The organism is Capnocytophaga sp. oral taxon 335 str. F0486, assembly GCF_000277665.1.
Classification (GTDB): Bacteria; Bacteroidota; Bacteroidia; order Flavobacteriales; family Flavobacteriaceae; genus Capnocytophaga; species Capnocytophaga ochracea.
This window is the reverse complement of record NZ_AKFR01000034.1, coordinates 80638-104012: the sequence shown is the minus strand read 5'-3', so window position 1 is coordinate 104012 and position 23375 is coordinate 80638. Positions and strand designations below refer to the sequence as shown.

Below are 23375 nucleotides of genomic sequence, written 5' to 3'. Positions count from 1 at the left end.
AAAATGATTATCTGTTGTTTATTGTAATACTTCTTTTACTTTATCGGCGGCTTCTTGGAAGAAGATTGCTGAGTGAACGGCTAAGCCTGAATTGTCTAATATTTCTTTAGCAAGCTCGGCATTCGTACCCTGCAAGCGCACGATAATAGGCACTTTGATAGCATCGCCCATATTTTGATAGGCATCTACTACCCCTTGTGCTACGCGGTCACAACGTACAATACCACCAAAGATATTGATAAGGATAGCCTTCACATTAGGATCTTTGAGGATAATACGAAAAGCAGCTTCTACGCGTTTGGCATCGGCGGTACCTCCTACATCAAGGAAGTTAGCAGGTGACCCCCCCGCTTGTTTAATCAAGTCCATCGTAGCCATTGCCAAGCCTGCACCATTTACCATACAGCCCACGTTACCATCGAGAGCAACATAGTTGAGTCCTACCGCTTTAGCTTCTACTTCTACTGGGTTTTCCTCTCGTGTATCACGATAAGCCGAATACTCAGGGTGACGGAAAAGCGCATTGTCATCAAGAGTTACTTTGGCATCTACTGCCATTATCTTATTGTCAGAAGTTTTTAGAACAGGGTTAATTTCAAACAAACTGGCATCAGAAGACACATAAGCATTGTAGAGTGCTGTTACGAACTTCACCATCTCTTTTTGAGCATCGCCAGTAACTCCTAAGTTGAAAGCAATCTGGCGAGCTTGGAAAGGTAAGAGCCCTACGGCAGGGTCAATTTCTTCGGTGAAGATAAGGTGCGGTGTTTTTTCGGCGACTGCCTCGATATCCATTCCCCCTTCGGTAGAATACATAATCATATTTTTACCTTTGGCACGGTTCAATAGTACTGACATATAGAACTCTTTAGGCTCGCTTTCTCCAGGATAATATACATCTTCGGCGATGAGCACTTGATGTACTTTTTTACCTGAGGGTGGCGTTTGAGGGGTAACGAGTTGCATACCTATAATTTGAGAAGCTATAGGCTCTACTTGGTCTAACCCTTTAGCTAACTTAATGCCACCGCCTTTTCCACGCCCTCCGGCGTGTACTTGTGCTTTTACCACGTACCACTGAGTATTAGTGGCCTCGGTGAGTTGTTTGGCTGCCTCTACGGCTTCGGTGGGGGTGTGAGCAACAATGCCACGTTGTACGCGCACCCCAAAACTCGAAAGGATTTCCTTTCCTTGGTATTCGTGTAAGTTCATACGAGAATGATTTGGTAACTATTTGGCAAAGATACAAAACAATTTATTAATTAGCAATAAATAATGAACAATTTTTAGTGTTAACTTCTTATCTCTTACCTGAAAGTACCTCTTTCGGCACTCCTCCCTTGTGAAGCATAATGGCAGTTGTTTTAAACTCTACAAAGGCTTTAGTTACATATAAATAGCCCTCATAGTCGTTGCGCAAGCCCCAAGAATTTTTCACGATGTAGTACTCACGTCCGTTTTGGTCTTTGGCAAGCCCTACGATGTGCATTGCGTGGTCATCGGTGGTTTGATAGTTGTCAAAATCACGCTGACGCATCTCGGGGGTGATAGTTCTTTCGGCAGTAGGAGGATTAGAAAAAAGATGCAATATTTCATCATTACTCATCTCGCTCACTTCTTTTTCGGGCACAAAAGCTACTCCGTTTTTCCAACTGAAATAACGCTCACTCACATCGGCTGCCCACGCTACCGTATAACCTTTTTTAAGAGCGTTGTCTATAGTTTTAGTGAGGTCGGTCATTGCGATATTGTAAGCGTAATCAAAACTCCAGTTATCGGGTACTGCCATAAATACGTTTTTGTAGAGAGGCTGATCGGCATACGATACCATTTCTATATAGTCGGCAGGATTGATACCTACGCGCTCTTTAGCAAAGCTCTGAGGAGTGTACTTTTTACCTTCGTACATAAAACTTTCGGGCACTGCACCTAAATAGGCATCGATGGTCGCTGTGAAAGCAGGTAGCCAGTTAGGGGTGAGTTTTTTCTTCTTTTCACCATTTCTTATCATTCCTTTTAAAAAGCCTTGTAGGATAGCGTGCAGTTCACCAAAATCATTGCGAGTAGTACCATAGTGCAAGCCTGTATAAACATTTTGAGGTACAGCACCATATTTGGCGTACATATTAATCACATCGTGGAGTTCACCTCCTTGTCCGTAATCCAAATTGCCGTGCATACGTACATATTGTTTAGCTTTTTCGATATAACAGTTGCGAGCAGTGTAGATTTCAGCAAGGTCAATAGGCTTTTTACCCATACGCTTCATCTCACTTTCTATAAACGAAGCTCCTGCATAGCTCCAGCAAGTTCCACTGCTACCTTGGTCTTTCACGTCGGTGCGTTCGAGGTTAATAACAGTAGTAAACTGAAAACCAGCATTAGCCGATTGATTTCCTGCTACCGATCTGATTAGGTCGTCTTGTGCTGTAACTACAAAAGAAGCACACAGCGCTACAAATAATGTAATGTTTTTCATAAAAAAATACTTTATAATGAAGCGCAAAAGTATAAAACAATTGGCAAAATAGCAAATTTGGCATAGTTATCGCTATAAAAAAGTAAATGCTCAAACAATATGAAACATTTATACTTGTACATATTACTTTTGTTAGGGGGATTAGTAGCTCAAGCTCAACCTTTTGAAACACGTAAAAAAGATGAGAAGGTAGTCATTCCGTTAGAAAAATCACCTGAGATAGAGTACAAGGGTAGTCCCATCAATCTGCGGATAGCTCCTAAAAAAGAGAATAATCCCTGGATGAAGATGCCTGAAAAGAGCATTGATTTTACGGGAAAGAGTAATTTGGTACAGCGTAAAATAGAGTTCAAACCTAATTATGAGGTACTCAACGACCATAAACGGGAAGATTACGAAGCCCCAAAAGGCGACCAATTCTTTGGCGACTTCACCAATAATGGAAAGTTTGTAAATGTATATTGTCGCGACTTCGCAGCTATTGATGGCGATCGAGTGAGTTTATATGTGAATGGAATAGAAGAAGTTCGCGATATTTTTCTCCTTGGAGAGTTCAGAGGTTTTAAAGTAGAATTGAAACCTGGCTTCAACAAAGTAGAGTTTTTAGCGCTCAACCAAGGAGAATCAGGCCCCAACACTGCCGAGTTTATGGTGCTGGATGACAAAGGCAATACCATTATACGCAACCGTTGGGATTTAGCAACAGGCTCGAAAGCACAACTTGTAATTGTAAAAGACCATTAAAGCGAAGAAAATTATTTTTATTTGTTACTTTTTTTAGCTCATATTTTTATAGGAGAATTCCTATAAAGATATGAGCTTTTTTGTTACCTATTACCTCAAAGAAAGTCGCGCTTGTGCAGTAACTTCTTGTGCCACAAAATCTCCTTCCAAAAACTTGTGATACCCTACGATGCCTATCATCGCTGCATTATCGGTACAATACTGAAATTTAGGCACAAAGGTTTGCCAACCGTACTGCTTTCCTAAAGCTGTGAGGGTATTGCGAATACCCGAATTAGCCGATACTCCTCCCCCAATAGCCACTTGCTTGATACCTGTTTCTTTTACAGCTTTTTTGAGTTTGCTCATCAGTATTTCCACAATAGTGTGTTGTACCGAGGCACAGATATCAGCTAAATGTTCAGTTATGAAATTAGGATTTTCTTCAGTGTTTTTCTGTATGAAGTAGAGAATGCCCGTTTTAAGTCCCGAAAAACTGAAGTTGAGACCAGATATTTTTGGTTTAGAAAAACTGAAGGCTTTAGGGTTGCCCTCTTGGGCGTATTTATCGATGAGAGGCCCTCCAGGGTAAGGAAGTCCTAATATTTTAGCGGTTTTGTCGAACGCCTCCCCTACTGCATCGTCAAGGGTTTCACCTAATACTTCCATATCAAAAAAGCTGTTTACCTTCACTATTTGGGTATGCCCTCCGCTGATGGTCATTGCGAGAAAAGGGAACTCTGGTTTCGGCTGACCTTCCTCTATAAAATGTGCCAAAATATGTGCCTGCATATGGTTCACTTCAATGAGTGGGATATCTAGTCCCATTGCCATCGATTTAGCAAACGATGTACCTACTAATAGCGACCCCATCAAACCAGGTCCCCTTGTAAAGGCAATAGCCGAGAGCTCTTCTTTGGTTATTCCTGCTTTTTTGAGCGCTTGAGCCACTACCGGCACTATGTTTTGCAAGTGAGCACGCGAAGCCAGTTCAGGCACTACCCCGCCGTATTGTTTATGCACCTCTTGATTTGCCACCTCATTAGAAAGCACTTTATCATTGCAAAGCACTGAAGCAGAAGTGTCATCGCAAGAAGATTCTATAGCTAATATATAGGTATTTTTCATTCTTTTTCAGTTTAGAGCGCAAAAGTAAGGATTATTTGCTAATTTAAAAAATTGTACTTGGTTGTGAAGGTGACATTAAAATAAAAAGTGAAAATTATTTGCTTTATTCATTTTTTATCTCTACATTTGTAGCCTTAAACAACAAATAAATAAAACACTATGAAAGTAACTTACTTAGGTCACGCTTGCGTGAATATAGACATCAATGGGACTCACTTTCTCGTAGACCCTTTTATTAGCCCAAACCCTTTGGCTTCACACATTGATATAAACTCTATCAAAGCGGATTACATTCTCATTACCCACGCCCACGGCGACCATATTGCCGATGTAGGGGCTATTGCCAAACGCACAGGCGCTCAACTGGTTACTAATCCTGAAATTCTCGCTCATTACGAAAAATTAGGGCTTAGTGGTCACGCTATGAACATCGGAGGCTCTCACCGCTTTGTAGATGGCAAGGTAAAAATAAAGATGATTAAGGCAGAACACTCATCTTCCTTCCCTGATGGCTCTTATGGAGGCAATCCTGCTGGTTTCTTGATTGATTACAACGATAATACTATCTACATTTCAGGAGATACCGCCTTGCATTACGATATGAAAATTATTCCTCACCAATACAAGGTGAATTTAGCAATTTTTCCTATCGGCAACAACTATACAATGGGCGTACGCGATGCTCTTACAGCGGCTCGTTTCGTAGAGGTAGGCAATGTGTTAGGTGTGCATTACGACACCTTCCCTGTAATTAAAATTGATAAAGAAGCGGCTAAACGCAAATTCAAAGACGACCACCGTCGCTTACACCTCTTAGAAATAGGTGCTACTCTTGATTTAAAAGATTTGAACATCAACACGCTTTAAGAAATCTTATTACACGAACTTTGCCAAAGCCATAGAACTTTGGCAAAGTTTTTTTTCATACCTAAAATATCAAAAATTTGCTAATTTACTAATCTACAAATTGGCTAATTGACAAATTATTCTTACTTTTGCGCCGTTTTTACAAAAGCAAAATATTTTAAACGGAAACAATGAAAAAACTTATCGCCTGCTTATTATCCAATCTTTTACTTTTTACCTCTTACCTCTTACCTCTTACCTTAGAAGCTCAGTCTTTCCAGGTCGCAATGCCTCTCAACACCAAACCTTTGCTCGCAGGTAATTTTGCTGAATTGCGTCCCAACCACTTTCACGGTGGCATCGACCTAAAAACCGAAGGTCGTGAAGGACTACAGGTGTTTGCTGCCGAAGATGGCTATGTGTCTCGTATCAAAGTAAGTCCTTACAGTTATGGCAAAATGTTGTTTATTACTCACCCCAATGGTTATGTAACTACTTATGGGCATTTACAAAAGTACGCCCCTGAAATAGAAGCTTATGTAAAGCAAAAACAATACGAAAAGCAAAGCTATGATATCGATATACTTCTTCCCGAAAAACAATTTGTCGTAAAAAAAGGCGATTGGATAGCTCTCAGTGGTAATACGGGCGGAAGTAGAGGGCCACACTTGCATTTTGAGGTACGCGATATTCACAATAACGGTTGGAATCCTCTGCTTTTTGGTTTTCAAGAAATACAAGACACCACTCCTCCTGATGTATTGCTTGTATATGCTTATTCACTAAGTGATGACGCACAAATAGATAACACTCAGTTACCACGTCAGCTCAATAAAAATAAACAGATAGACGGCACTTACCTCACCGAGAAAGTTAATGCGATTGGCACCATAGGTTTTGGCATTTTGGGCTATGACCGTCAAGATGAAACAATGCATCGCAATGGTATTTATAAGGTGAGTTTACTTCTCAACGGAGAAACCCAATTGGAAACTGTCTTTGATAAAGTGAACTATGACGAAACACGTTATCTTAATGCACTTATAGACTACGAACGATATGCACAACACAAAGGGTTTGTACAGCTTTTGTACAAATTGCCTAACAACAAACTCGAATCAGTATACCCTACCTTAAAACCTAATAAAGGTTATCTTACTATTGAAGAAGGTAAACAATACACCGTATCTATTATTGCAGAAGATTTTAAAGGAAATACCACTAAAATCAATATTCCTATTGAAGGCAAACGAGAGCCCTTAAAAACAGTTCGACCAGAACCTAAAGGCAATAAGCAAGTAGTTGCTACTCGTGATAATTATTACGAAATGGAATACGGAAGTGTATACTTCCCCGAAGATACTTTTTATAAAGACTATTTGATGAATATTACTAGCACTAAAGATACTTTAACCGTGGGTAGTTCCTTCATTCCTGCTCAAAAGTTCTTTACTGTAACTATCAAAAGTGATACTTATGCCAATGAAGATACTTCTAAGGTATTTATAGCTCGTTCGAACGGGGGCTATGAACCAACAGTCTATAAAGATGGTGTGTTTACAGCTAAATCGCGTAACTTAGGAAAGTTCTATTTGCGTAAGGATACTATTCCGCCCACTCTTAAGGCAGTGAATTTTAGGAACGGAGGCATTGTGAAAGGTAATACTCTCAAGATTTTAGTAAACGATAATCTTACGGGATTTGAATCTTGTTCTGCCACCCTAAATGGGCAGTGGATTCTCTTTGAATATGAACCTAAAAACCGATGCCTCACCTTTCATTTCAGCGATATTGATACTACTCAAACCAATAGATACGAACTCATTGTAAACGCCAAAGACAGAGTAGGCAACATAGGAACTCTGAAAGCCAACTTTACAAAACTAACGACAAACAATTAACGACTAATAACTAATAGCTATATGAAACATATCATTTTTACAGAAAAAGCGCCAGCACCCATTGGTCCTTACACACAAGCCGTGAAAGCTGGCAACACACTCTACGTATCAGGACAAATACCGGTAAATCCTGCAACAGGAGAAGTAGTGAAAGGCATAGAAGCCGCTACCAAACAAGTAATGGAAAACCTCAAAGCTATCCTTACCGAAGCAGGAGGTACTTTTGAGAATGTAGTAAAAACTACTATTTTCTTAGCCGATATGGGGCAGTTTGCACAAGTAAATGGCGTATATGCGCGCTATTTCAACGAGGCAACAGCACCTGCACGCGAAACCGTACAAGTAGCACAATTGCCTAAATCCGTAGAAGTAGAGATTTCTTGCATTGCTGTATTGTAGTAATGCTGTGTAAAGACAAAAAATTCCCGTAAGACTTGCAATAAGTTTTGCGGGATTTTTTTTGTAATTTTACTATTAGATGATTTATTACTTCCAATCTATTACGAGGTCTGAGAGTTCAAGGTCTCCAGAGGTACAATCTCCTCCATCTTCAGCTCTATATGTAACAGGAATACTTATAAAGCTCATACCCTGCACACTTGGTAATATTTGTCTAAAAGTAACAAAAGCTTTTAAAGGAACTTGTGTAGGTATTATGTTATAAGCCTGATATGTACTTTTTTTATTTCCAAGTCCAAATTCTTTGTAAGGATATTCATTACCTTCATAATCAAAACACTTGCTTTTAGCTTCAAATGTACTACATCTTCTATTAATACACACTTCTTGATGCACTAATTTATGAGAAATCAAGAGATTTACAGTTACGGTTTGAGCCTTTTTGTCTCCTACTACTGAAAGGATCTTTACATCAAACTTAGGTGAAAAACTCTTTACAGTACCATTGCCATCACCTTTACCTCTTGTAGCATTAGCAAAGATTTTATCAGCGGTAGTTTGAAAGTCTTGGGCTTGTGATTTGATTTCACCGTTTTGTAAAGCCTTATCAAAGAAAGCCCTTATCTCTTTCTTATTATCTAATTTTAGAACTACCAACTTATTATTCTCTATACCATTAGCAAAATATTTAATAGTAGCCTTATTACCTAAAGCAGAAAGTTGTTCTTTAGTAGCATTGTCCGAACTTTTCTTTTCAACAGAACCTCCCGTGAACATAGAAATATAGTCACCAGTGGTTATAATATCATTGATAAAGATATTTTCGTACTGATTACCTCTTGCTGGCACACCGAAAGCTAATGTTTCCCCTTTTTTATAGGTGTGGTTATCTACAGCGGTATACTCTTTCCTCGAGTTTTTAGCTTGAGCTACTGCAAAACCGAGATTCAACATTAAAAATACAGTTAAAATGATTTTTCTTTTCATTATATTTGGGTTTTATGGTTTTAAATTAATTATAGTAGGTTCACAACCTTCTCTTACTTCAAAGTTTATAGTTTTCACAAGTCGAATAGTATCATTTGGTGAATCATAAAGCATTAAAGTATGTTTATAATAGCTATCCAATGAAGAGATTTGATTATTGTCATAAACTTTGGGTTTAATTGTTATTTGTCTACTACTATTTGAGAACCACATATTTTGGGTATCAATACCTTCGTATTCAGGCTTGTCAATTGTATAATAAACTTCTTTCCCTAAGAAATTATTGACAATAATATTTGATTCCTGATAGAATTCAACATTATATACTAAAGTATTATGATATGGTTCTATTTTTACTTTATTTTTCTCCTTAGTATTTCTTAGGCAACTATTATTTTTAGTTATTATTATGTATGTATACCCAACTTTTAAATTCGAAAAAAGTATATAGCTACCAGTGTTGTCAGTAATATTTTGTCCCCTTATTGATCTTGTACCATCAATAGTACCTTCTTTATCTTGTTCCAATAGAGTAACTGCTACCTTTTCAGGGTTAATAAAAGCATATATCTTCCTACCCACTAAAGGATTATCATATTCTCCATAGGTAAGATAAACTTTAAGTGTTTTCCCTTCTTCTCCTTTGTTTTCATCTTTCTTACAAGCTGTGATTGCAAGAAACCCAGCTATGAAAGCTACTAAAAATAATTTGTGTTTCATTTTTTTTGAATAGTTTAAATTTTTCCTACTCTATTACAGGCTTTTCGGATTCTGCCTTTTCTGTTCATATAAGCGCATAAAAAAAGCGTAAACATTCCTCTCTTTGCTTGTTATAGAAGCCCGACCAAAGGCTATGTTACGAAGCAAAAGGAATGCCTACGCTATAACGCAGGCATTTCCACTTTTACTTTCCCCGTAACATTAAAAAATGGTCGTTTTCTATAACAGGAAATTATAAAGCGAAACGCTAATTTATGTCTTTATGTAAGTGTTTTTTCTGTTTCTTTTAAATAGTGTTTAAATGGTTTTTAAATTCGCTACAAATGTACAACTAATTTTTAATTGTACAATTTTTTGGTGCATATTTTTTAGGTACGAGCTACAAACTCACACTAGCAAAGAGATTAATGGTTAATGGTGAAATTAGGGGTAACTTATACAGAACTTATAGAATAAACGAACAATGAGTGGCTCTACAGTGGCTCTACAGTGGCTCTACAGTGGCTCTACAGTGGCTCTACAGTGGCTCTACAGTGGGTCTACAGTGGCTCTACAACGAACAAAAGACGAACGATGAACGAAGGAACAACGAACCTAAGAGGAAGATAAAATAGAGGTAAGGTGAAATTAAAATGGAGCTTGATAAAATCAGAATTGTAGCGTTTTTGAAAAAATAATTTTTCTTGCTTCATTGTTAATTACTGATTATTTTGTACTTTTGTCGCTTTGAGTGCTAACCATCGTTTACTGATGAAAAAACAAATTACCAATACTGTACTAATGGTGCGCCCTGTGCGCTTCCGTATGAACGAAGAAACCGTTGTGAACAACTATTTCCAAGAGGAAATGGATTTGAAGAACGAGGAAATCAATCGCCAAGCGCAACAAGAGTTTGATGCCTTTGTGCACAAACTACGTGAGGTAGGAGTAAAAGTGATTGGCGTAGACGATATTTACGAGCAAAACACTCCTGATTCGGTATTTCCGAATAATTGGATTACCTTTCACCAAAATGGCAACGTAGCAATTTACCCTATGTTTGCCGAAAATCGGCGTCGTGAGCGTCGTGAGGATATTTTGGACAAGGTAGAGGAAGATGGTTTTCTCATCGAAAATGTGTATGACTATACTGATGCTGAACAAGAAAACATCTTCTTGGAAGGTACGGGGGCTATGGTGCTAGACCGTGTGCATCGCAAGGCTTATTGTGCGCTCTCACCCCGCGCTGATGAGGAACTATTTGTTGAGTTCTGTGAAGATTTTGAGTATACGCCTGTAATTTTCAGGGCTTACCAAAAGGTAGATGGTAAGCAAGTACCCATCTATCATACCAATGTGATGATGGCTTTAGGTGAAAATTTTGCGGTGGTGTGTTTAGATACCATCACCGACAAGAGTGAGCGCAAGAACCTTTTGCACCACCTAAAAGAGGACAAGAAAGAGATTATCAGCATCACCCCTGAACAGATGTGCCAGTACGCAGGCAATATGCTACAAGTGCAGGGTAAGGACAGTACTTATTTGGTGATGAGTGATGCCGCTTATAACGCCCTTACCCCTCAACAGATACAGACGATTGAGAAATATACCCAGATACTCCACAGCAATTTAGAGACCATTGAGACTTGTGGAGGAGGCAGTGCGAGGTGTATGCTAGCAGAAGTGTTTAATCCAGAGATAACAGATAAAAGGTAAAATGGAAAGTATTGATATAAAAGGATTTAAATCGATAAAAGAATTACATCTCCCACTGAAGCCTATCAATATATTAATAGGAGGTAATGGCAGTGGGAAGAGCAACTTTTTGTCGTTTTTTGAACTCCTACAAAATATATATCGTAAGAATTTGCAAGGATATGTAGCCCTTAATGGAGGAGTAGATAAGTTTTTGTATAATGGAAGTGAAGTAACACAAGAAATTGAAGGGAAACTTACTTTTCCTACTAATACTTATTCTTTTATATTGAAAAAAAGTGAAAATAGTTTTGTTTTTAGTAAAGAGATTTTAGGTTATGATGGTTCTTATACCAATGATTTTGAAGTATCTAACTTTTCTACTGAAACTTACTTACATAGTTTAGGAATACGTCGTACACAATATATAAAAAGATATTTGGAAGAGGTTCGAAAATACCACTTTCATGATACTGGTAAAAACTCTCCTTTTCACAAAATGTCCAATATTAGAACAGATTATTTACATCTATATAGTAATGGTAGCAATATAGCAGCTTTGTTGTATAAGATTAAACAAGATAAAGAGGAAGGAGAAGAGTCAAAAGTATACCAGCGTATCTTGAGAACAATTCAGTCAGTGGCTCCTTATTTTTTAGATTTTATATTAAAACCTAATGAAAACGACTATATTGAATTATTATGGTGTAATAAATTTAGTGAACAAGTATATAACAGCTATAATTTTTCGGATGGAACCCTGCGTTTTATTGCTTTAACAGTTTTACTTTTACAGCCTAAACTACCTAAAACAATTATCATTGATGAACCCGAATTGGGTTTACACCCTTTTGCCATAGCTAAACTATCAGGGCTTATCAAGTCAGCTTCACAACGTGATTGCCAAATTATAGTAGCTACCCAGTCAGTAGAGCTTATCAATTATTTCAAGCCTGAAGATGTGATAACAGTAGATTATAAGAATGGAGAAAGTATTTTTGAACGTTTGAACGAGAAATCTTTAGCTATTTGGTTAGAAGATTTTAGCTTGGGAGAATTGTGGAAAGGAAATTTTATTAACGGACAACCTTTTTAGTATATGAAAACAGTAATTATCATTTGCGAAGGTGAAACTGAGGAAGAGTTTTGTAAAGGTTTGCTTTCTGTATATCTACAAAGTCGCTGCAATATACGTGTACGTATATTGGACGGCAATTGTAACTGGGAACGCATAAAAAATATAGCTGAAAAGGCTTTGAAAGAGGAAAAGAATGCTTTCGTTACTACGTTTTTTGACTATTATGGAGTAAAAACAAAGAATTTCCCAAATTGGTCAGAAACCTTAACTTTTAATAAAGCAAATGTAAAACAACGTATTGAGATATTAGAAAAAGGGATGCTTGAAGCTATTAATAATGAATTAAGTTATCGCTTTATTCCTTATATCCAAATGCACGAGTTTGAAGCACTTTTATTTAATAACATAGAAATATTTGATGATAACTTCAAACAAGATGAATTTAACAGAGTTGAATTGCTTAATATACTCAATACATATCCTGATCCTGAACTTATCAATCAAAAAAGAGAAACAAGCCCATCACATAGACTGATAAAAATTATACCTTCTTACAATAAAATTGTATATGGTAATATTCTAGTTGAAATGATTGGCATAGAGCAAATCCGCCAAAAGAACCAACATTTTGACAATTGGATAGAACAACTTATAAACTAAAAAATGGACAAAAAAGAATATATCAAAAGTAAAATTAGAGATATTAAAGATTTTCCTAAAGAGGGAATTATCTTCAAAGATATTACACCATTGCTAATGGATGTGAAAGCAGGACAATATGTAATTGACTTGCTCGTGGAGAACCTGCACGGACAGAAAATAGATAAAGTAGTGGGTATGGAAAGTAGAGGTTTCTTCTTCGGAATGTTGCTTGCACAACGATTGGGGGCTGGCTTTGTACCGGTGCGCAAAAAAGGGAAATTACCTTACAAAACACTCTCACAAACCTACGATTTGGAGTACGGACAAGACGTATTGGAAATTCACGTAGACGCTATTATGAAAGGTGAAAAAATCCTTATTCACGACGATATCCTCGCTACCGGTGGTACTGCTGAAGCGGTAGTAAAACTTGTAGAACGCCTCGGTGGCGATATTGTACAACTAGATTTCTTGATGGAACTCCATTTTCTGAACGGCAGAGAGAAACTCAAAGGACACCCTGTGTATAGCATTTTATAAGAATTAGAAGTTAATAATTAGAGCGAAACCTAAATTTCAACTGCTAAAATATAACTTCTGTATTTCAGTAGGTTATATTATATTAAGTAAAAAAATGTGTTAAATAATTTCGCCACTTAAATAAAAACTCCTACATTTGCACGAATAAAAACAAAACAAGTAATGAAAGTAAAGAATTACATTCTATATATCACTTTATTTGTAACCTCACTCATTCCTCTACAAGGCTTTGCAACTGAAAATGAGGAAGGAGAACCTTTTCAAATCAACGATTTGATTGATGAACACATCAACGATTCACACGATTTTCACTTGTTTGATTATAAAGGGCACACTTATTCGTTACCCTTGCCTATCATTCTTTATACCGATAAAGGATTAGTGACTTTCCTATCGAATGCTTTCCATCACGACAACAAAGGTACGGTAGTAGTAGATAAAGACGGACAGCGATTTGTGCGCTACAAAGAAGATATTTACTACGCAAATGCTGATACACCTCTCTCTTTCAACGAGAAAGGAGAAGTAACCAATACACGTCCGTTAAACTTTTCTATTACTAAGAACGTGTTTTCATTGCTTTTAGTATCGGTATTGATGGTGCTCATCTTCACCTATATGGCACGTTCTTACAAGAAGAACCCCAAAGCCCCTAAAGGCTTAACAGGAGTTTTAGAACCTATAGTGCTCTTTGTGCGCGATGAGATAGCGATTCCTAATATAGGCGAAAAGTACTACAATAGGTATATGCCTTATTTGCTTACTGTGTTTTTCTTGATTTGGATAGGAAACCTCTTCGGATTAATTCCGTTTTTCCCCTTTGCTGGTACGGTAACTAACAATATTCTTTTCACAGGTATGTTGGCTATCTTTACCCTTATTCTCACTTTATTTAGCAGTAACAAACACTATTGGAAGCATATTTTTGCTCCCCCAGGAGTTCCTACCTGGATATTACCAATTATGATACCTATTGAAATGTTGAGTGTTTTTACTAAGCCTTTTGCCTTGATGATACGTTTATTTGCCAATATGACGGCAGGGCACATCATTGTACTGAGCTTGATTTCACTTATTTTCATCTTTGGAACGGTGTATATATCGCCTGTGTCGATAATTTTTACCTTGTTTATCTGTATCTTGGAGCTATTGGTAGCTGTTTTGCAAGCCTATGTGTTTACACTGTTATCAGCTTTGTTTATAGGACAAGCAGTGGAAGAAGAACACTAATCAATTGATAATTAACAATTGACAATTAACAAGTAACTAATTAATTTTATATATATGGTTTTAGCAGGAATTGGGGCTGGATTAGCAGCCATTGGAGCTGGAATCGGTATTGGTAAAATTGGTGCTTCTGCTGTTGAAGGAGTAGCACGCCAACCCGAAGTGTCTTCAAAAATTCAAACTGTGATGATTATTGCTGCAGCACTTATCGAAGGGGTAGCCCTTTTTGCTGTGGTAGTAGCACTCATCGCAAAATAGGACGACAAAACCGTTGTGCAACGGTTGGTTACACAACGGTTTTACAAAATTACGGCGTATGCCACTAATGGTAAATTGCCTTTTATCCCTACATAAAGGGACACAAAAAAATAATCATATTATTAAAGACTAAATAACAACTAAAGAAATGAATTTAGCACACCCCGAAAGTTTATTATTCTGGAATACTCTCATATTTCTGATATTGCTTTTCCTCTTAGCAAAATATGCTTGGAAGCCCATAATGAATGCGGTAAAGCAACGCGAAGACTCTATCAATAAGGCTTTGGAAGCTGCTGAAGAAGCTCAAAAACAAATGGCAAATCTCAAAGCCGATAATGAACGTCTTTTAGCTGAAGCACGTGCCGAGAGAGATATAATCTTGAAAGAGGCAAGAGATGTTAAAGATAAAATCGTAACAGAAGCCAAAGAAGAAGCACAACGCGAAGGCGAAAAGCTTATCAAACAAGCGCAACAAGCGATTGACAGTGAGAAGAAAGTAGCCTTAGCACAGCTGAAAGACCAAGTAGCAGCTCTTTCTGTTGAAATGGCTCAGAAAGTGATGATGAGCGAACTCTCAGACGAGAAGAAACAAACTGCCCTCATCAACGATTATCTAAAAGGTGTTACGTTAAACTAAAATAGGTTATGTACGGATTGAGAGTAGCAAATAGATATGCCAAGGCACTCTTGGAATACGCTCTTCTACAAAATGCATTAGAAGGGGTTTTCGCTGATATGACCTTGATAGATAAAACAATAAAAATGAATAAGGACTTGGAGCGTATGCTCATTTCGCCTATTGTGAAAACAACGGTAAAGAAGAATGTCCTTACTGAAATATTTACAATGGTTACTCCTGAAACGCAACGTTTGTTCGACTTGCTTATTCAGAACCGACGCTTGCCAATACTCGGAGCAGTAGCCGAGAAGTTTGTTGTACTGTACAACGATTATAAGCATAACAAAACAGCAGCAGTAACTACGGCAACTCCGCTTAATGAAGCTACCCGCAAAGAGATACTCGAAAAGGTAATGATGCTTACTAAAAATAAAAATGTTACCCTTGAGAACAAGGTAGATAAAAATATTATTGGGGGTTTTATTCTTCGTGTAGATGATGTGCAATACAACGCCAGTGTAGCGCATAAACTTAGCAGATTACAACAAGAGTTTCAAGAGAAACTGTTTCTGTAAGTAAGAGACGAATGGTAAGGAGAAAGAATTGTTTAAAGATTGATATAAATAAGACTAACAACTAAAAACTAACAACTAAGAAATAAAAACTGAAAAAATGGCAGAAATAAAAGCCGCTGAAATTTCAGCAATTTTAAAAGAACAATTAGCTCACTTCGACGCCAATGCTTCTTTAGAAGAAGTAGGAACGGTATTACAAGTGGGAGACGGTATTGCGCGTATCTTCGGACTATCGAATGCGCAATACGGTGAATTAGTGAAATTTGACAACGGACTACAAGGGATTGTCCTCAACCTCGAAGAAGACAACGTGGGGATTACTCTCTTAGGTCCCTCTACCGATATTAAAGAAGGGGATACCATAAAACGTACAGGGCTTATTGCCTCTATCAATGTAGGTGAAGGCATCGTAGGGCGTGTGGTAAATACTTTAGGACAACCTATTGATGGAAAAGGACCTATTACCGGCAAACTATACGAAATGCCGTTGGAACGCAAAGCCCCTGGGGTAATCTTCCGTCAGCCTGTAAACGAACCTCTACAAACAGGTATCAAGGCTATCGACGCAATGATTCCTATCGGTCGCGGACAACGTGAGTTAGTGATTGGTGACCGCCAAACGGGTAAAACTACCGTGTGTATCGACACTATCCTCAACCAAAAAGAGTTCTACGATGCTGGCAAACCAGTATATTGTATCTATGTGGCTATTGGTCAGAAAGCTTCTACCGTAGCAGGTATCACTAAAACCTTAGAAGATGCGGGTGCTTTGGCTTATACTACCATTGTAGCGGCTAATGCTTCAGATCCTGCTCCTATGCAGGTATATGCACCTTTCGCAGGAGCTGCTATTGGGGAATACTTCCGTGATACAGGTCGCCCAGCTCTTATTATCTACGACGACCTTTCTAAACAAGCGGTAGCCTATCGTGAGGTATCACTTCTATTACGCCGCCCACCTGGACGTGAGGCTTACCCTGGTGACGTGTTCTACTTGCACTCTCGCTTATTAGAGCGCGCTGCCAAAGTAATTAATGATGATACTATCGCACGCCAAATGAACGACCTACCCGAAAGCATTGCACCACTCGTAAAAGGGGGAGGTTCTCTCACTGCCTTGCCAATCATCGAAACTCAAGCGGGTGACGTATCAGCCTATATCCCTACTAACGTGATTTCTATTACTGACGGACAGATATTCTTGGAGTCTGATTTATTCAACTCAGGGGTACGTCCAGCTATCAACGTGGGTATTTCGGTATCGCGTGTGGGAGGTTCAGCACAGATTAAATCGATGAAGAAAGTAGCGGGTACCCTCAAATTAGACCAAGCACAATACCGCGAACTCGAAGCTTTCGCTAAATTCGGCTCTGACCTCGATGCAGCTACTATGGGGGTTATCGAGAAAGGGAAGCGCAATGTGGAAATCTTAAAACAACCACAAAACGACCCTTACCCCGTAGAAAACCAAATTGCGATTATCTATGCAGGTTCTAAAAACTTATTGAGACAAGTGCCTGTGGACAAGATAAAAGAATTTGAGAGAGAATATTTAGAGTTCCTCAATGTATCCCATCGTGACATTTTAGACGAGCTAAAAGCTGGCAAACTCACCGATGAGATTACAGCTACTCTCGAAAAAGTAGCGAAAGATTTGAGTGAAAAATACGCAAAATAGTAAATACATCTTTTTAAACATTTATTCTTATGAGTGTTATTATATGGGTAATTATTGGAGCCGTTTCTTTATTTGCGCTAAAGATTTATGTAAATAAAGTTTATACAAAAAAACATTTGCAAAAACAAATAGGGCACATCAATCAAAACCCTTTAACAGAGGAACAGATACGATTGCTTACTTTTGGGGCGATACTAACGTATTACCGTGGTGAAAATCTACTAAATCTGATACCTACTGAAATATTAGAAACATATCAGAAAGGATTACGTCGACAATGGGAAATAACAGATACAGCATCTGCTAAAGAAACTATAAGTGACTTATTAGCAGAGAAACGTTCGTTACAGTTCCGACATCTGCTAACGCAAACCTCACCTGAGCTTAGCAAAATACAGAAACAAATAGCTAAAGGTTTGGAGATAGAATTAGCACAAGTAGAAGCAGTAAAATCGGCTTATGCGTGGGATTTGTGTAGAGCAGCTTCTTTGGCTAAATGGTGTTATTGGTGCCAATATATCACAGAAACTGAAATGTGGGATATATTGCAAAAAGTATCAGAAATAGCAAAAGAACAAGGTAAGAATTGGCAAGAATATACCATATCTTTCCTTTTAGGACGTACTATTCAGGGTTTTGATTTGGAAAACCTTATTATTCTAACCTCTCAGCTATTCCATAGCAAATCACCTTCATTAAGGAAGATAGAAGGAATAGATGTTTATCAGAGGTATTCTTTTTAACAGCAATGATAAAATTGCTAACTGTTAATTGATAAAATGGCGAATTTAAAAGAAATACGAAGCAGAATTTCATCGGTAAGTTCAACGATGCAAATTACAGCAGCGATGAAAATGGTATCGGCAGCCAAACTGAAAAAGGCGCAAGATGCTATTGTAGCGATGAAGCCCTATGCTTATAAACTCAAGCAATTATTAGAACATCTTAGTGCTGCCTTGGGTGATGAGAATGTTTATAATCCACGCAAAGGAGAAGTAAGAAAAGTACTTTTGGTACCTATCACCTCCAATAGAGGACTCTGCGGGGCGTTCAATGCCAGCGTGATTAAAAAAGCGTTAGAGTTAGAACAAACTACCTATAAAGACAAGCAGGTACAACTCTACACCATAGGTAAAAAAGGCAATGATGTGCTGAAAAAATACGACAATATTATAGCTCATAACAGCGAGATTTTCGATAAGCTCACTTTTGCTACAGCTGCTACTTTGGCTGAAGAACTAATGGAATTGTACACTTCGGGTAAATATGACCAGATAGTATTGGTGTACAACAGCTTTAAGAATGCAGCTACACAAATTCTTACCGAAGAAACATTTTTGCCTATTCAGCCTATAGCGACTAAAGCAAAAGGCAAAGAACTAAACACAAATTATATTTATGAGCCTTCTAAGCAAGAGATCGTAGAAGAACTCATTCCGCGTTCTCTGAAAACAGAGATTTTCAAAGCCTTACGCGACTCAGTAGCTGCTGAGCACGGTGCTCGTATGACAGCTATGCACAAAGCTACCGACAATGCTCAAGACCTCAAAAATGAACTCATACTTACCTACAATAAAGCCCGTCAGGCTACTATTACAGGTGAAATTATAGAAATCGTAGGAGGTTCAGAAGCCTTAGCATAATAATGCGTCAGCATACATAATAGAGAGATTTAATTTATATGGAAAACAAAAAATTTAATAATTACAAGAAGAATAGCTATTCCTCTAATGGGAATTCAGAGAAAAAGCCTTACAATTCTTCTTACAACAGCGGTAACAATCGCAACAACAACGGCAATAGTTCATTCAAAAAGAAAACTTACGGACAGAACGAAGGACGCAGTTACAGCAATAACAGTGGCAGCCGCTATGACAATAATAGCGGTAATCGTTATGAAAATAACGGTGGCAATCGTTACAACAATAGTAACAACAGTTATAATTCTGAAAATAGAAAATCTTACAATCCTAACTTCAAAAAGAATGAGGGATATAATAAGCCTAACAACTACAACCGTAATGAAGGTTACAACCGAAATGACAATTATAAAAAACCTTATAATAATACCTACAAACCTCAAAACAACGCTCCTATAGACTATCCTGCTGTTGCTCCAACGGAAGTGCGTTTGAACAAATATATTGCCGATGCTGGTATCTGCTCACGCCGTAATGCCGATATGTATATTTCGGCAGGTAATGTAACGGTTAATGGTGAAGTAATGACCACGCTCGGCTATCGCGTAAAGCCTACTGATGAAGTTCGTTTTGATGGAAAACTTCTTTCTTCTGAAAAGAAAGAATACATCTTGCTCAACAAACCCAAAGGTTTTATCACCACTACCAACGATGAGAAAGGACGCAAAACTGTAATGGATTTAGTCGCAAATGCTACCAATGTACGCATCTTGCCTGTAGGTCGTTTAGACAGAGCTACTACAGGTCTGTTATTGCTTACCAATGATGGAGAGCTTACCAAAAAACTCACTCACCCCACTCACGGTGTGCGCAAAATATACCACGTAATTCTCGACCGCAAACTCGACTACAAAGATTTTATGAAGGTACAAGACGGATTAGAGTTAGAAGATGGTCTTATTGAAGTAGATGAAATCAGCTATGTGAACGACAAACCTAAGAATGAAATAGGTATCAAAATTCACAGTGGTCGCAATCGCATTGTACGTCGTATTTTTGAACACTTGGGCTATCAAGTAGAAAAACTCGACCGTGTAGTATTTGCTGGGCTTACTAAAAAAGATTTACCTCGTGGTCATTGGCGTCGTCTCACTCAGCAAGAAGTAATCAATCTTCGCAATATGAAGTGATACTATCTCCTAACTCGTATCCCCTAAATCCTAAAAGCTTGAATAAAAACTTAGACCCAAATAAAGAAAATTATTCGGCGCAAGAACTCGATATAGAAAGAGCCTTGCGCCCTTTGTCGTTTGATGATTTTGCAGGGCAAGAAGCAGTTTTAGAAAACCTAAAAGTATTCGTAAAAGCTGCTAATATGCGTCACGAAGCACTTGACCATACCCTTTTTCACGGACCTCCTGGTCTTGGAAAGACTACCCTCGCTCATATTTTAGCTAACGAATTGGGCGTAGGTATCAAAATTACTTCAGGTCCTGTACTCGATAAACCTGGTGATTTAGCTGGATTACTCACTAATTTGCAAGAGCGCGATGTGCTTTTCATCGATGAGATACATCGCTTGAGTCCGGTAGTAGAAGAGTATCTCTACTCAGCTATGGAAGACTACAAGATTGATATAATGATAGAATCAGGCCCTAACGCCCGCACAGTGCAAATCAATCTCAATCCATTTACGCTTATAGGGGCGACTACCCGTTCAGGTTTACTTACGGCTCCTATGCGTGCACGTTTTGGTATTCAAAGTCGATTGCAGTATTATTCTACCGAACTTTTGGCTGATATCGTTCAGCGCAGTGCTTCTATCCTTAAAGTACCAATTTCTATGGAAGCTGCTATAGAATTAGCGAGCAGAAGTAGAGGTACCCCGCGTATTGCCAATGCTCTTTTGCGCCGTATTCGTGACTTTGCTCAGATAAAAGGCAATGGTGAAATAAATATTGCTATTACCCGTTTCGGGCTCAAAGCCTTAAATGTAGATGCTCACGGATTAGACGAGATGGACAACAAAATTCTTTCAACTCTTATTGATAAGTTCAAAGGAGGGCCTGTGGGAATTACCACTTTGGCGACTGCCGTTTCCGAAAGTGCTGAAACTATTGAAGAGGTGTATGAACCTTTCCTCATTCAAGAAGGATTTATCGTACGTACTCCTCGCGGACGCGAAGTAACCGATTTAGCTTATAAACACTTAGGTAGAGTAAATCCTGCAAGGCAAGGCACTTTATTTGATTAAACAAATAACAATTAGATAGAAAAAATCCCTTAAAGTATGATGTTACTTTAAGGGATTTTTTATTGTTTATCTATTTTATACTTGTATCACTCCTAAGTTAAACGTTCTTTCAATAGGGGCATTATTAGCGGCTTCTATACCCATTGCTATCCATTGGCGGGTTTCTAATGGGTCGATGATGGCATCCGTCCAAAGGCGTGCGGCAGCATAGTAGGGTGATATTTGCTCGTCGTATTGCTCTTTGATATGAGCAAAAAGCACGGCTTCTTTTTCAGGGGTAAGTTCCTCTCCTTTTTTCCTTAGGTTGGCAGTTTCTATCTGCAAGAGTACTTTAGCAGCTTGCGTGCCTCCCATTACCGAAATGTTTCCACTGTGCCACGATACGATAAGACGCGGGTCGTAAGCCTTACCGCACATTGCGTAGTTACCAGCCCCATACGAGTTGCCTATCACGACCGTAAATTTGGGCACTACCGAATTAGCAACCGCATTCACGAGTTTAGCCCCATCTTTGATAATCCCTCCGTGCTCTGATTTGGAGCCTACCATAAAGCCCGTAACATCTTGTAAGAAGAGCAAGGGAATTTTCTTTTGGTTGCAATTGGCTATAAAGCGAGTCGCCTTGTCGGCACTATCCGAGTAGATTACTCCTCCAAACTGCATTTCCCCTTTCTTAGTTTTTACCACTTTGCGCTGGTTGGCAACAATGCCTACTGCCCAACCCTCAATACGCGCATAGCCCGTGAGAATGGTTTGTCCGTACCCTTCTTTATATTCGTCAAATTCTGAATTGTCTACCAATCGAAGGATAATTTCCTTCATATCATAAGGCTCTGTGCGCAATTTAGGCAAGATACCGTAAATTTCGTTAGGGTCTTTCAGCGGTTTATGAGCTTCAATGCGGTTAAAGCCCGCTTTTTCGGCATCGGCGAGTTTAGCCATTGTGCGGCGTACACGGTCGAGAGCGTCTTTATCATCGCTTGCCTTGTAGTCGGTTACCCCGCTAATTTCGCAATGGGTAGTTGCCCCACCTAAGGTTTCATTGTCGATATTTTCGCCTATCGCTGCCTTCACTAAATAGCTACCTGCCAAGAAGATACTGCCCGTTTTATCTACTATCAGTGCCTCATCGCTCATTATTGGTAGGTAAGCCCCACCCGCTACACAACTGCCCATTACTACGGCTATTTGGGTGATGCCCATACTACTCATCAGGGCGTTGTTGCGAAAGATGCGACCAAAGTGTTCCTTATCGGGAAAAATCTCGTCCTGCAAAGGCAAGTACACCCCTGCACTATCCACCAAATAAATGATAGGTAATCGGTTCTCCATCGCAATTTCTTGAGCGCGTAGGTTCTTTTTGGCAGTAATAGGAAACCACGCTCCCGCCTTTACAGTAGCGTCGTTAGCTACTACTACGCATTGTCTACCAGCTACATAGCCTATCACCACCACTACACCAGCCGAGGGGCAACCGCCGTGTTCTTCGTACATTCCCTCACCGGCAAAAGCGCCTATTTCTATTTGGGGTTTATCGTTGTCTAACAGATACTCTATGCGTTCACGAGCTGAAAGTTTACCTTGGCTGTGAAGCTTTTCGAGATTCTTTTTGCCCCCGCCTTCTTTTACTTTTTTCAAGCGTTTGCGCAACTGACTAAGGGCTAATTTATTGTAATCTTCGTTTGTATTGAATTGAATGTCCATTGTAATGTTATGAGGGTGCAAAGGTAGGAAATAATTATGAATTACAAATGATGAATGATAAGTAAGAAAATAATACAGAAAATGAATCGTATAGATCTTTTGTATTTTTACATCAGTTCAATATAACAAAGTAGTACTTTTGAATCACTTTTGCGTTGCTACAATCTCCCTCAGAAGGCAGGTCACTTTCGTTTTTCATTACTTTTCTTTCGCCAAAACCTCTTTTTATCCTTCACTTTTAACCATTCACTATCAACTACTTATATACCCTTTCTATACCAATCTTCCAAGATTCGTATA

The 23375-nt window shown here is 38.6% G+C and carries 24 protein-coding genes; 18 read left to right on the top strand and 6 right to left on the bottom strand.

What is annotated here, in order from left to right; all coding sequences use genetic code 11:
- Positions 1–18 precede the first annotated feature (18 nt).
- On the bottom strand, positions 19–1212 hold the full coding sequence (gene sucC, locus HMPREF1320_RS08715; protein WP_009418362.1) for an ADP-forming succinate--CoA ligase subunit beta: 1194 nt from the start codon (positions 1210–1212) through the stop codon (positions 19–21).
- An 88-nt stretch (positions 1213–1300) separates the two neighbouring features.
- Complete coding sequence (locus HMPREF1320_RS08710) at positions 1301–2479, bottom strand: aminopeptidase C (RefSeq protein WP_009418420.1); 1179 nt, start codon at positions 2477–2479, stop codon at positions 1301–1303.
- Positions 2480–2578: 99 nt separating this feature from the next.
- Here HMPREF1320_RS08710 and HMPREF1320_RS08705 point away from each other — a divergent pair, with 99 nt between their 5' ends.
- Positions 2579–3223: a hypothetical protein gene (locus tag HMPREF1320_RS08705; protein WP_009418315.1), complete on the top strand. Its 645-nt coding sequence runs from the start codon at positions 2579–2581 to the stop codon at positions 3221–3223.
- A 90-nt stretch (positions 3224–3313) separates the two neighbouring features.
- Here the strand turns inward: HMPREF1320_RS08705 and tsaD are convergent, their stop codons facing one another.
- Positions 3314–4330, bottom strand: coding sequence for a tRNA (adenosine(37)-N6)-threonylcarbamoyltransferase complex transferase subunit TsaD (gene tsaD, locus HMPREF1320_RS08700; RefSeq protein ID WP_009418416.1), 1017 nt, complete (start codon positions 4328–4330; stop codon positions 3314–3316).
- Positions 4331–4489: 159 nt separating this feature from the next.
- Here tsaD and HMPREF1320_RS08695 point away from each other — a divergent pair, with 159 nt between their 5' ends.
- From HMPREF1320_RS08695 to HMPREF1320_RS08685, 3 genes are all read left to right on the top strand, one after another.
- Positions 4490–5197 (top strand): metal-dependent hydrolase, encoded by a 708-nt coding sequence (locus HMPREF1320_RS08695; RefSeq protein WP_009418293.1) that lies wholly within the window; start codon positions 4490–4492, stop codon positions 5195–5197.
- Positions 5198–5367: 170 nt separating this feature from the next.
- On the top strand, positions 5368–7077 hold the full coding sequence (locus tag HMPREF1320_RS08690; protein WP_009418348.1) for a M23 family metallopeptidase: 1710 nt from the start codon (positions 5368–5370) through the stop codon (positions 7075–7077).
- 21 nt (positions 7078–7098) lie between these two features.
- Positions 7099–7476, top strand: a complete 378-nt coding sequence (locus HMPREF1320_RS08685; RefSeq protein WP_009418275.1) for a RidA family protein — start codon at positions 7099–7101, stop codon at positions 7474–7476.
- An 87-nt stretch (positions 7477–7563) separates the two neighbouring features.
- On the opposite strand, the gene HMPREF1320_RS08680 is transcribed toward HMPREF1320_RS08685, so the two are convergent.
- Together HMPREF1320_RS08680 and HMPREF1320_RS08675 are read right to left on the bottom strand one after the other, a co-directional pair.
- On the bottom strand, positions 7564–8463 hold the full coding sequence (locus tag HMPREF1320_RS08680) for a hypothetical protein (RefSeq protein ID WP_009418304.1): 900 nt from the start codon (positions 8461–8463) through the stop codon (positions 7564–7566).
- Between the two features lie 12 nt (positions 8464–8475).
- Entirely contained in the window at positions 8476–9183 is a 708-nt protein-coding gene (locus HMPREF1320_RS08675) for a hypothetical protein (protein ID WP_009418418.1), read from the bottom strand.
- Between the two features lie 467 nt (positions 9184–9650).
- Between HMPREF1320_RS08675 and HMPREF1320_RS11570 the strand changes: the two genes are divergently transcribed.
- The 14 genes from HMPREF1320_RS11570 to ruvB all read left to right on the top strand — a co-directional run bounded on the left by HMPREF1320_RS11570 (position 9651) and on the right by ruvB (position 21371).
- Positions 9651–9797, top strand: coding sequence for a hypothetical protein (locus tag HMPREF1320_RS11570; RefSeq protein ID WP_198006269.1), 147 nt, complete (start codon positions 9651–9653; stop codon positions 9795–9797).
- Positions 9798–9933: 136 nt separating this feature from the next.
- Positions 9934–10878, top strand: coding sequence for a citrulline utilization hydrolase CtlX (gene ctlX / locus HMPREF1320_RS08670; protein ID WP_009418269.1), 945 nt, complete (start codon positions 9934–9936; stop codon positions 10876–10878).
- Position 10879: 1 nt separating this feature from the next.
- Entirely contained in the window at positions 10880–11953 is a 1074-nt protein-coding gene (locus tag HMPREF1320_RS08665; RefSeq protein ID WP_009418436.1) for an AAA family ATPase, read from the top strand.
- Between the two features lie 3 nt (positions 11954–11956).
- The gene (locus HMPREF1320_RS08660) at positions 11957–12595 is read left to right on the top strand and encodes a DUF4276 family protein (RefSeq protein WP_009418363.1); all 639 of its coding nucleotides are present in this window, start codon (positions 11957–11959) and stop codon (positions 12593–12595) included.
- Positions 12596–12598: 3 nt separating this feature from the next.
- Complete coding sequence (locus HMPREF1320_RS08655; RefSeq protein ID WP_009418384.1) at positions 12599–13117, top strand: adenine phosphoribosyltransferase; 519 nt, start codon at positions 12599–12601, stop codon at positions 13115–13117.
- A 162-nt stretch (positions 13118–13279) separates the two neighbouring features.
- Complete coding sequence (atpB, locus tag HMPREF1320_RS08650; RefSeq protein WP_009418460.1) at positions 13280–14347, top strand: F0F1 ATP synthase subunit A; 1068 nt, start codon at positions 13280–13282, stop codon at positions 14345–14347.
- A gap of 54 nt (positions 14348–14401) precedes the next feature.
- The gene (gene atpE, locus HMPREF1320_RS08645; protein ID WP_002671466.1) at positions 14402–14602 is read left to right on the top strand and encodes an ATP synthase F0 subunit C; all 201 of its coding nucleotides are present in this window, start codon (positions 14402–14404) and stop codon (positions 14600–14602) included.
- Positions 14603–14750: 148 nt separating this feature from the next.
- The gene (locus HMPREF1320_RS08640) at positions 14751–15242 is read left to right on the top strand and encodes a F0F1 ATP synthase subunit B (protein ID WP_009418426.1); all 492 of its coding nucleotides are present in this window, start codon (positions 14751–14753) and stop codon (positions 15240–15242) included.
- A gap of 8 nt (positions 15243–15250) precedes the next feature.
- Positions 15251–15799: an ATP synthase F1 subunit delta gene (gene atpH, locus HMPREF1320_RS08635; RefSeq protein WP_009418320.1), complete on the top strand. Its 549-nt coding sequence runs from the start codon at positions 15251–15253 to the stop codon at positions 15797–15799.
- A gap of 97 nt (positions 15800–15896) precedes the next feature.
- A complete protein-coding gene (gene atpA / locus HMPREF1320_RS08630; protein ID WP_002671460.1) occupies positions 15897–17477 on the top strand; it encodes a F0F1 ATP synthase subunit alpha in 1581 nt (526 codons plus the stop codon).
- A gap of 29 nt (positions 17478–17506) precedes the next feature.
- Positions 17507–18220 carry a DUF1266 domain-containing protein gene (locus HMPREF1320_RS08625; RefSeq protein ID WP_009418340.1) on the top strand — a complete coding sequence of 238 codons (714 nt, stop codon included), beginning with the start codon at positions 17507–17509 and terminating at the stop codon, positions 18218–18220.
- A gap of 36 nt (positions 18221–18256) precedes the next feature.
- Positions 18257–19120 (top strand): ATP synthase F1 subunit gamma, encoded by an 864-nt coding sequence (gene atpG / locus HMPREF1320_RS08620; protein ID WP_009418283.1) that lies wholly within the window; start codon positions 18257–18259, stop codon positions 19118–19120.
- Positions 19121–19158: 38 nt separating this feature from the next.
- Positions 19159–20307 carry a pseudouridine synthase gene (locus tag HMPREF1320_RS11345; RefSeq protein ID WP_009418464.1) on the top strand — a complete coding sequence of 383 codons (1149 nt, stop codon included), beginning with the start codon at positions 19159–19161 and terminating at the stop codon, positions 20305–20307.
- Between the two features lie 38 nt (positions 20308–20345).
- On the top strand, positions 20346–21371 hold the full coding sequence (gene ruvB / locus HMPREF1320_RS08610) for a Holliday junction branch migration DNA helicase RuvB (protein WP_009418380.1): 1026 nt from the start codon (positions 20346–20348) through the stop codon (positions 21369–21371).
- 75 nt (positions 21372–21446) lie between these two features.
- Here ruvB and HMPREF1320_RS08605 read toward each other — a convergent pair whose 3' ends face one another.
- Positions 21447–23075 carry an acyl-CoA carboxylase subunit beta gene (locus HMPREF1320_RS08605; RefSeq protein WP_009418440.1) on the bottom strand — a complete coding sequence of 543 codons (1629 nt, stop codon included), beginning with the start codon at positions 23073–23075 and terminating at the stop codon, positions 21447–21449.
- Between the last annotated feature and the right edge of the window lie 300 nt (positions 23076–23375).

What these genes read in the sequence shown, in the direction of transcription:
- sucC (WP_009418362.1), bottom strand. Translation starts at nt 1,212, where the DNA reads ATGAACTTACACGAATACCAAGGAAAGGAAATCCTTTCGAGTTTTGGG.
- HMPREF1320_RS08710 (WP_009418420.1), bottom strand. Translation starts at nt 2,479, where the DNA reads ATGAAAAACATTACATTATTTGTAGCGCTGTGTGCTTCTTTTGTAGTT.
- HMPREF1320_RS08705 (WP_009418315.1), top strand. Translation starts at nt 2,579, where the DNA reads ATGAAACATTTATACTTGTACATATTACTTTTGTTAGGGGGATTAGTA.
- tsaD (WP_009418416.1), bottom strand. Translation starts at nt 4,330, where the DNA reads ATGAAAAATACCTATATATTAGCTATAGAATCTTCTTGCGATGACACT.
- HMPREF1320_RS08695 (WP_009418293.1), top strand. Translation starts at nt 4,490, where the DNA reads ATGAAAGTAACTTACTTAGGTCACGCTTGCGTGAATATAGACATCAAT.
- HMPREF1320_RS08690 (WP_009418348.1), top strand. Translation starts at nt 5,368, where the DNA reads ATGAAAAAACTTATCGCCTGCTTATTATCCAATCTTTTACTTTTTACC.
- HMPREF1320_RS08685 (WP_009418275.1), top strand. Translation starts at nt 7,099, where the DNA reads ATGAAACATATCATTTTTACAGAAAAAGCGCCAGCACCCATTGGTCCT.
- HMPREF1320_RS08680 (WP_009418304.1), bottom strand. Translation starts at nt 8,463, where the DNA reads ATGAAAAGAAAAATCATTTTAACTGTATTTTTAATGTTGAATCTCGGT.
- HMPREF1320_RS08675 (WP_009418418.1), bottom strand. Translation starts at nt 9,183, where the DNA reads ATGAAACACAAATTATTTTTAGTAGCTTTCATAGCTGGGTTTCTTGCA.
- ctlX (WP_009418269.1), top strand. Translation starts at nt 9,934, where the DNA reads ATGAAAAAACAAATTACCAATACTGTACTAATGGTGCGCCCTGTGCGC.
- HMPREF1320_RS08665 (WP_009418436.1), top strand. Translation starts at nt 10,880, where the DNA reads ATGGAAAGTATTGATATAAAAGGATTTAAATCGATAAAAGAATTACAT.
- HMPREF1320_RS08660 (WP_009418363.1), top strand. Translation starts at nt 11,957, where the DNA reads ATGAAAACAGTAATTATCATTTGCGAAGGTGAAACTGAGGAAGAGTTT.
- HMPREF1320_RS08655 (WP_009418384.1), top strand. Translation starts at nt 12,599, where the DNA reads ATGGACAAAAAAGAATATATCAAAAGTAAAATTAGAGATATTAAAGAT.
- atpB (WP_009418460.1), top strand. Translation starts at nt 13,280, where the DNA reads ATGAAAGTAAAGAATTACATTCTATATATCACTTTATTTGTAACCTCA.
- atpE (WP_002671466.1), top strand. Translation starts at nt 14,402, where the DNA reads ATGGTTTTAGCAGGAATTGGGGCTGGATTAGCAGCCATTGGAGCTGGA.
- HMPREF1320_RS08640 (WP_009418426.1), top strand. Translation starts at nt 14,751, where the DNA reads ATGAATTTAGCACACCCCGAAAGTTTATTATTCTGGAATACTCTCATA.
- atpH (WP_009418320.1), top strand. Translation starts at nt 15,251, where the DNA reads ATGTACGGATTGAGAGTAGCAAATAGATATGCCAAGGCACTCTTGGAA.
- atpA (WP_002671460.1), top strand. Translation starts at nt 15,897, where the DNA reads ATGGCAGAAATAAAAGCCGCTGAAATTTCAGCAATTTTAAAAGAACAA.
- HMPREF1320_RS08625 (WP_009418340.1), top strand. Translation starts at nt 17,507, where the DNA reads ATGAGTGTTATTATATGGGTAATTATTGGAGCCGTTTCTTTATTTGCG.
- atpG (WP_009418283.1), top strand. Translation starts at nt 18,257, where the DNA reads ATGGCGAATTTAAAAGAAATACGAAGCAGAATTTCATCGGTAAGTTCA.
- HMPREF1320_RS11345 (WP_009418464.1), top strand. Translation starts at nt 19,159, where the DNA reads ATGGAAAACAAAAAATTTAATAATTACAAGAAGAATAGCTATTCCTCT.
- HMPREF1320_RS08605 (WP_009418440.1), bottom strand. Translation starts at nt 23,075, where the DNA reads ATGGACATTCAATTCAATACAAACGAAGATTACAATAAATTAGCCCTT.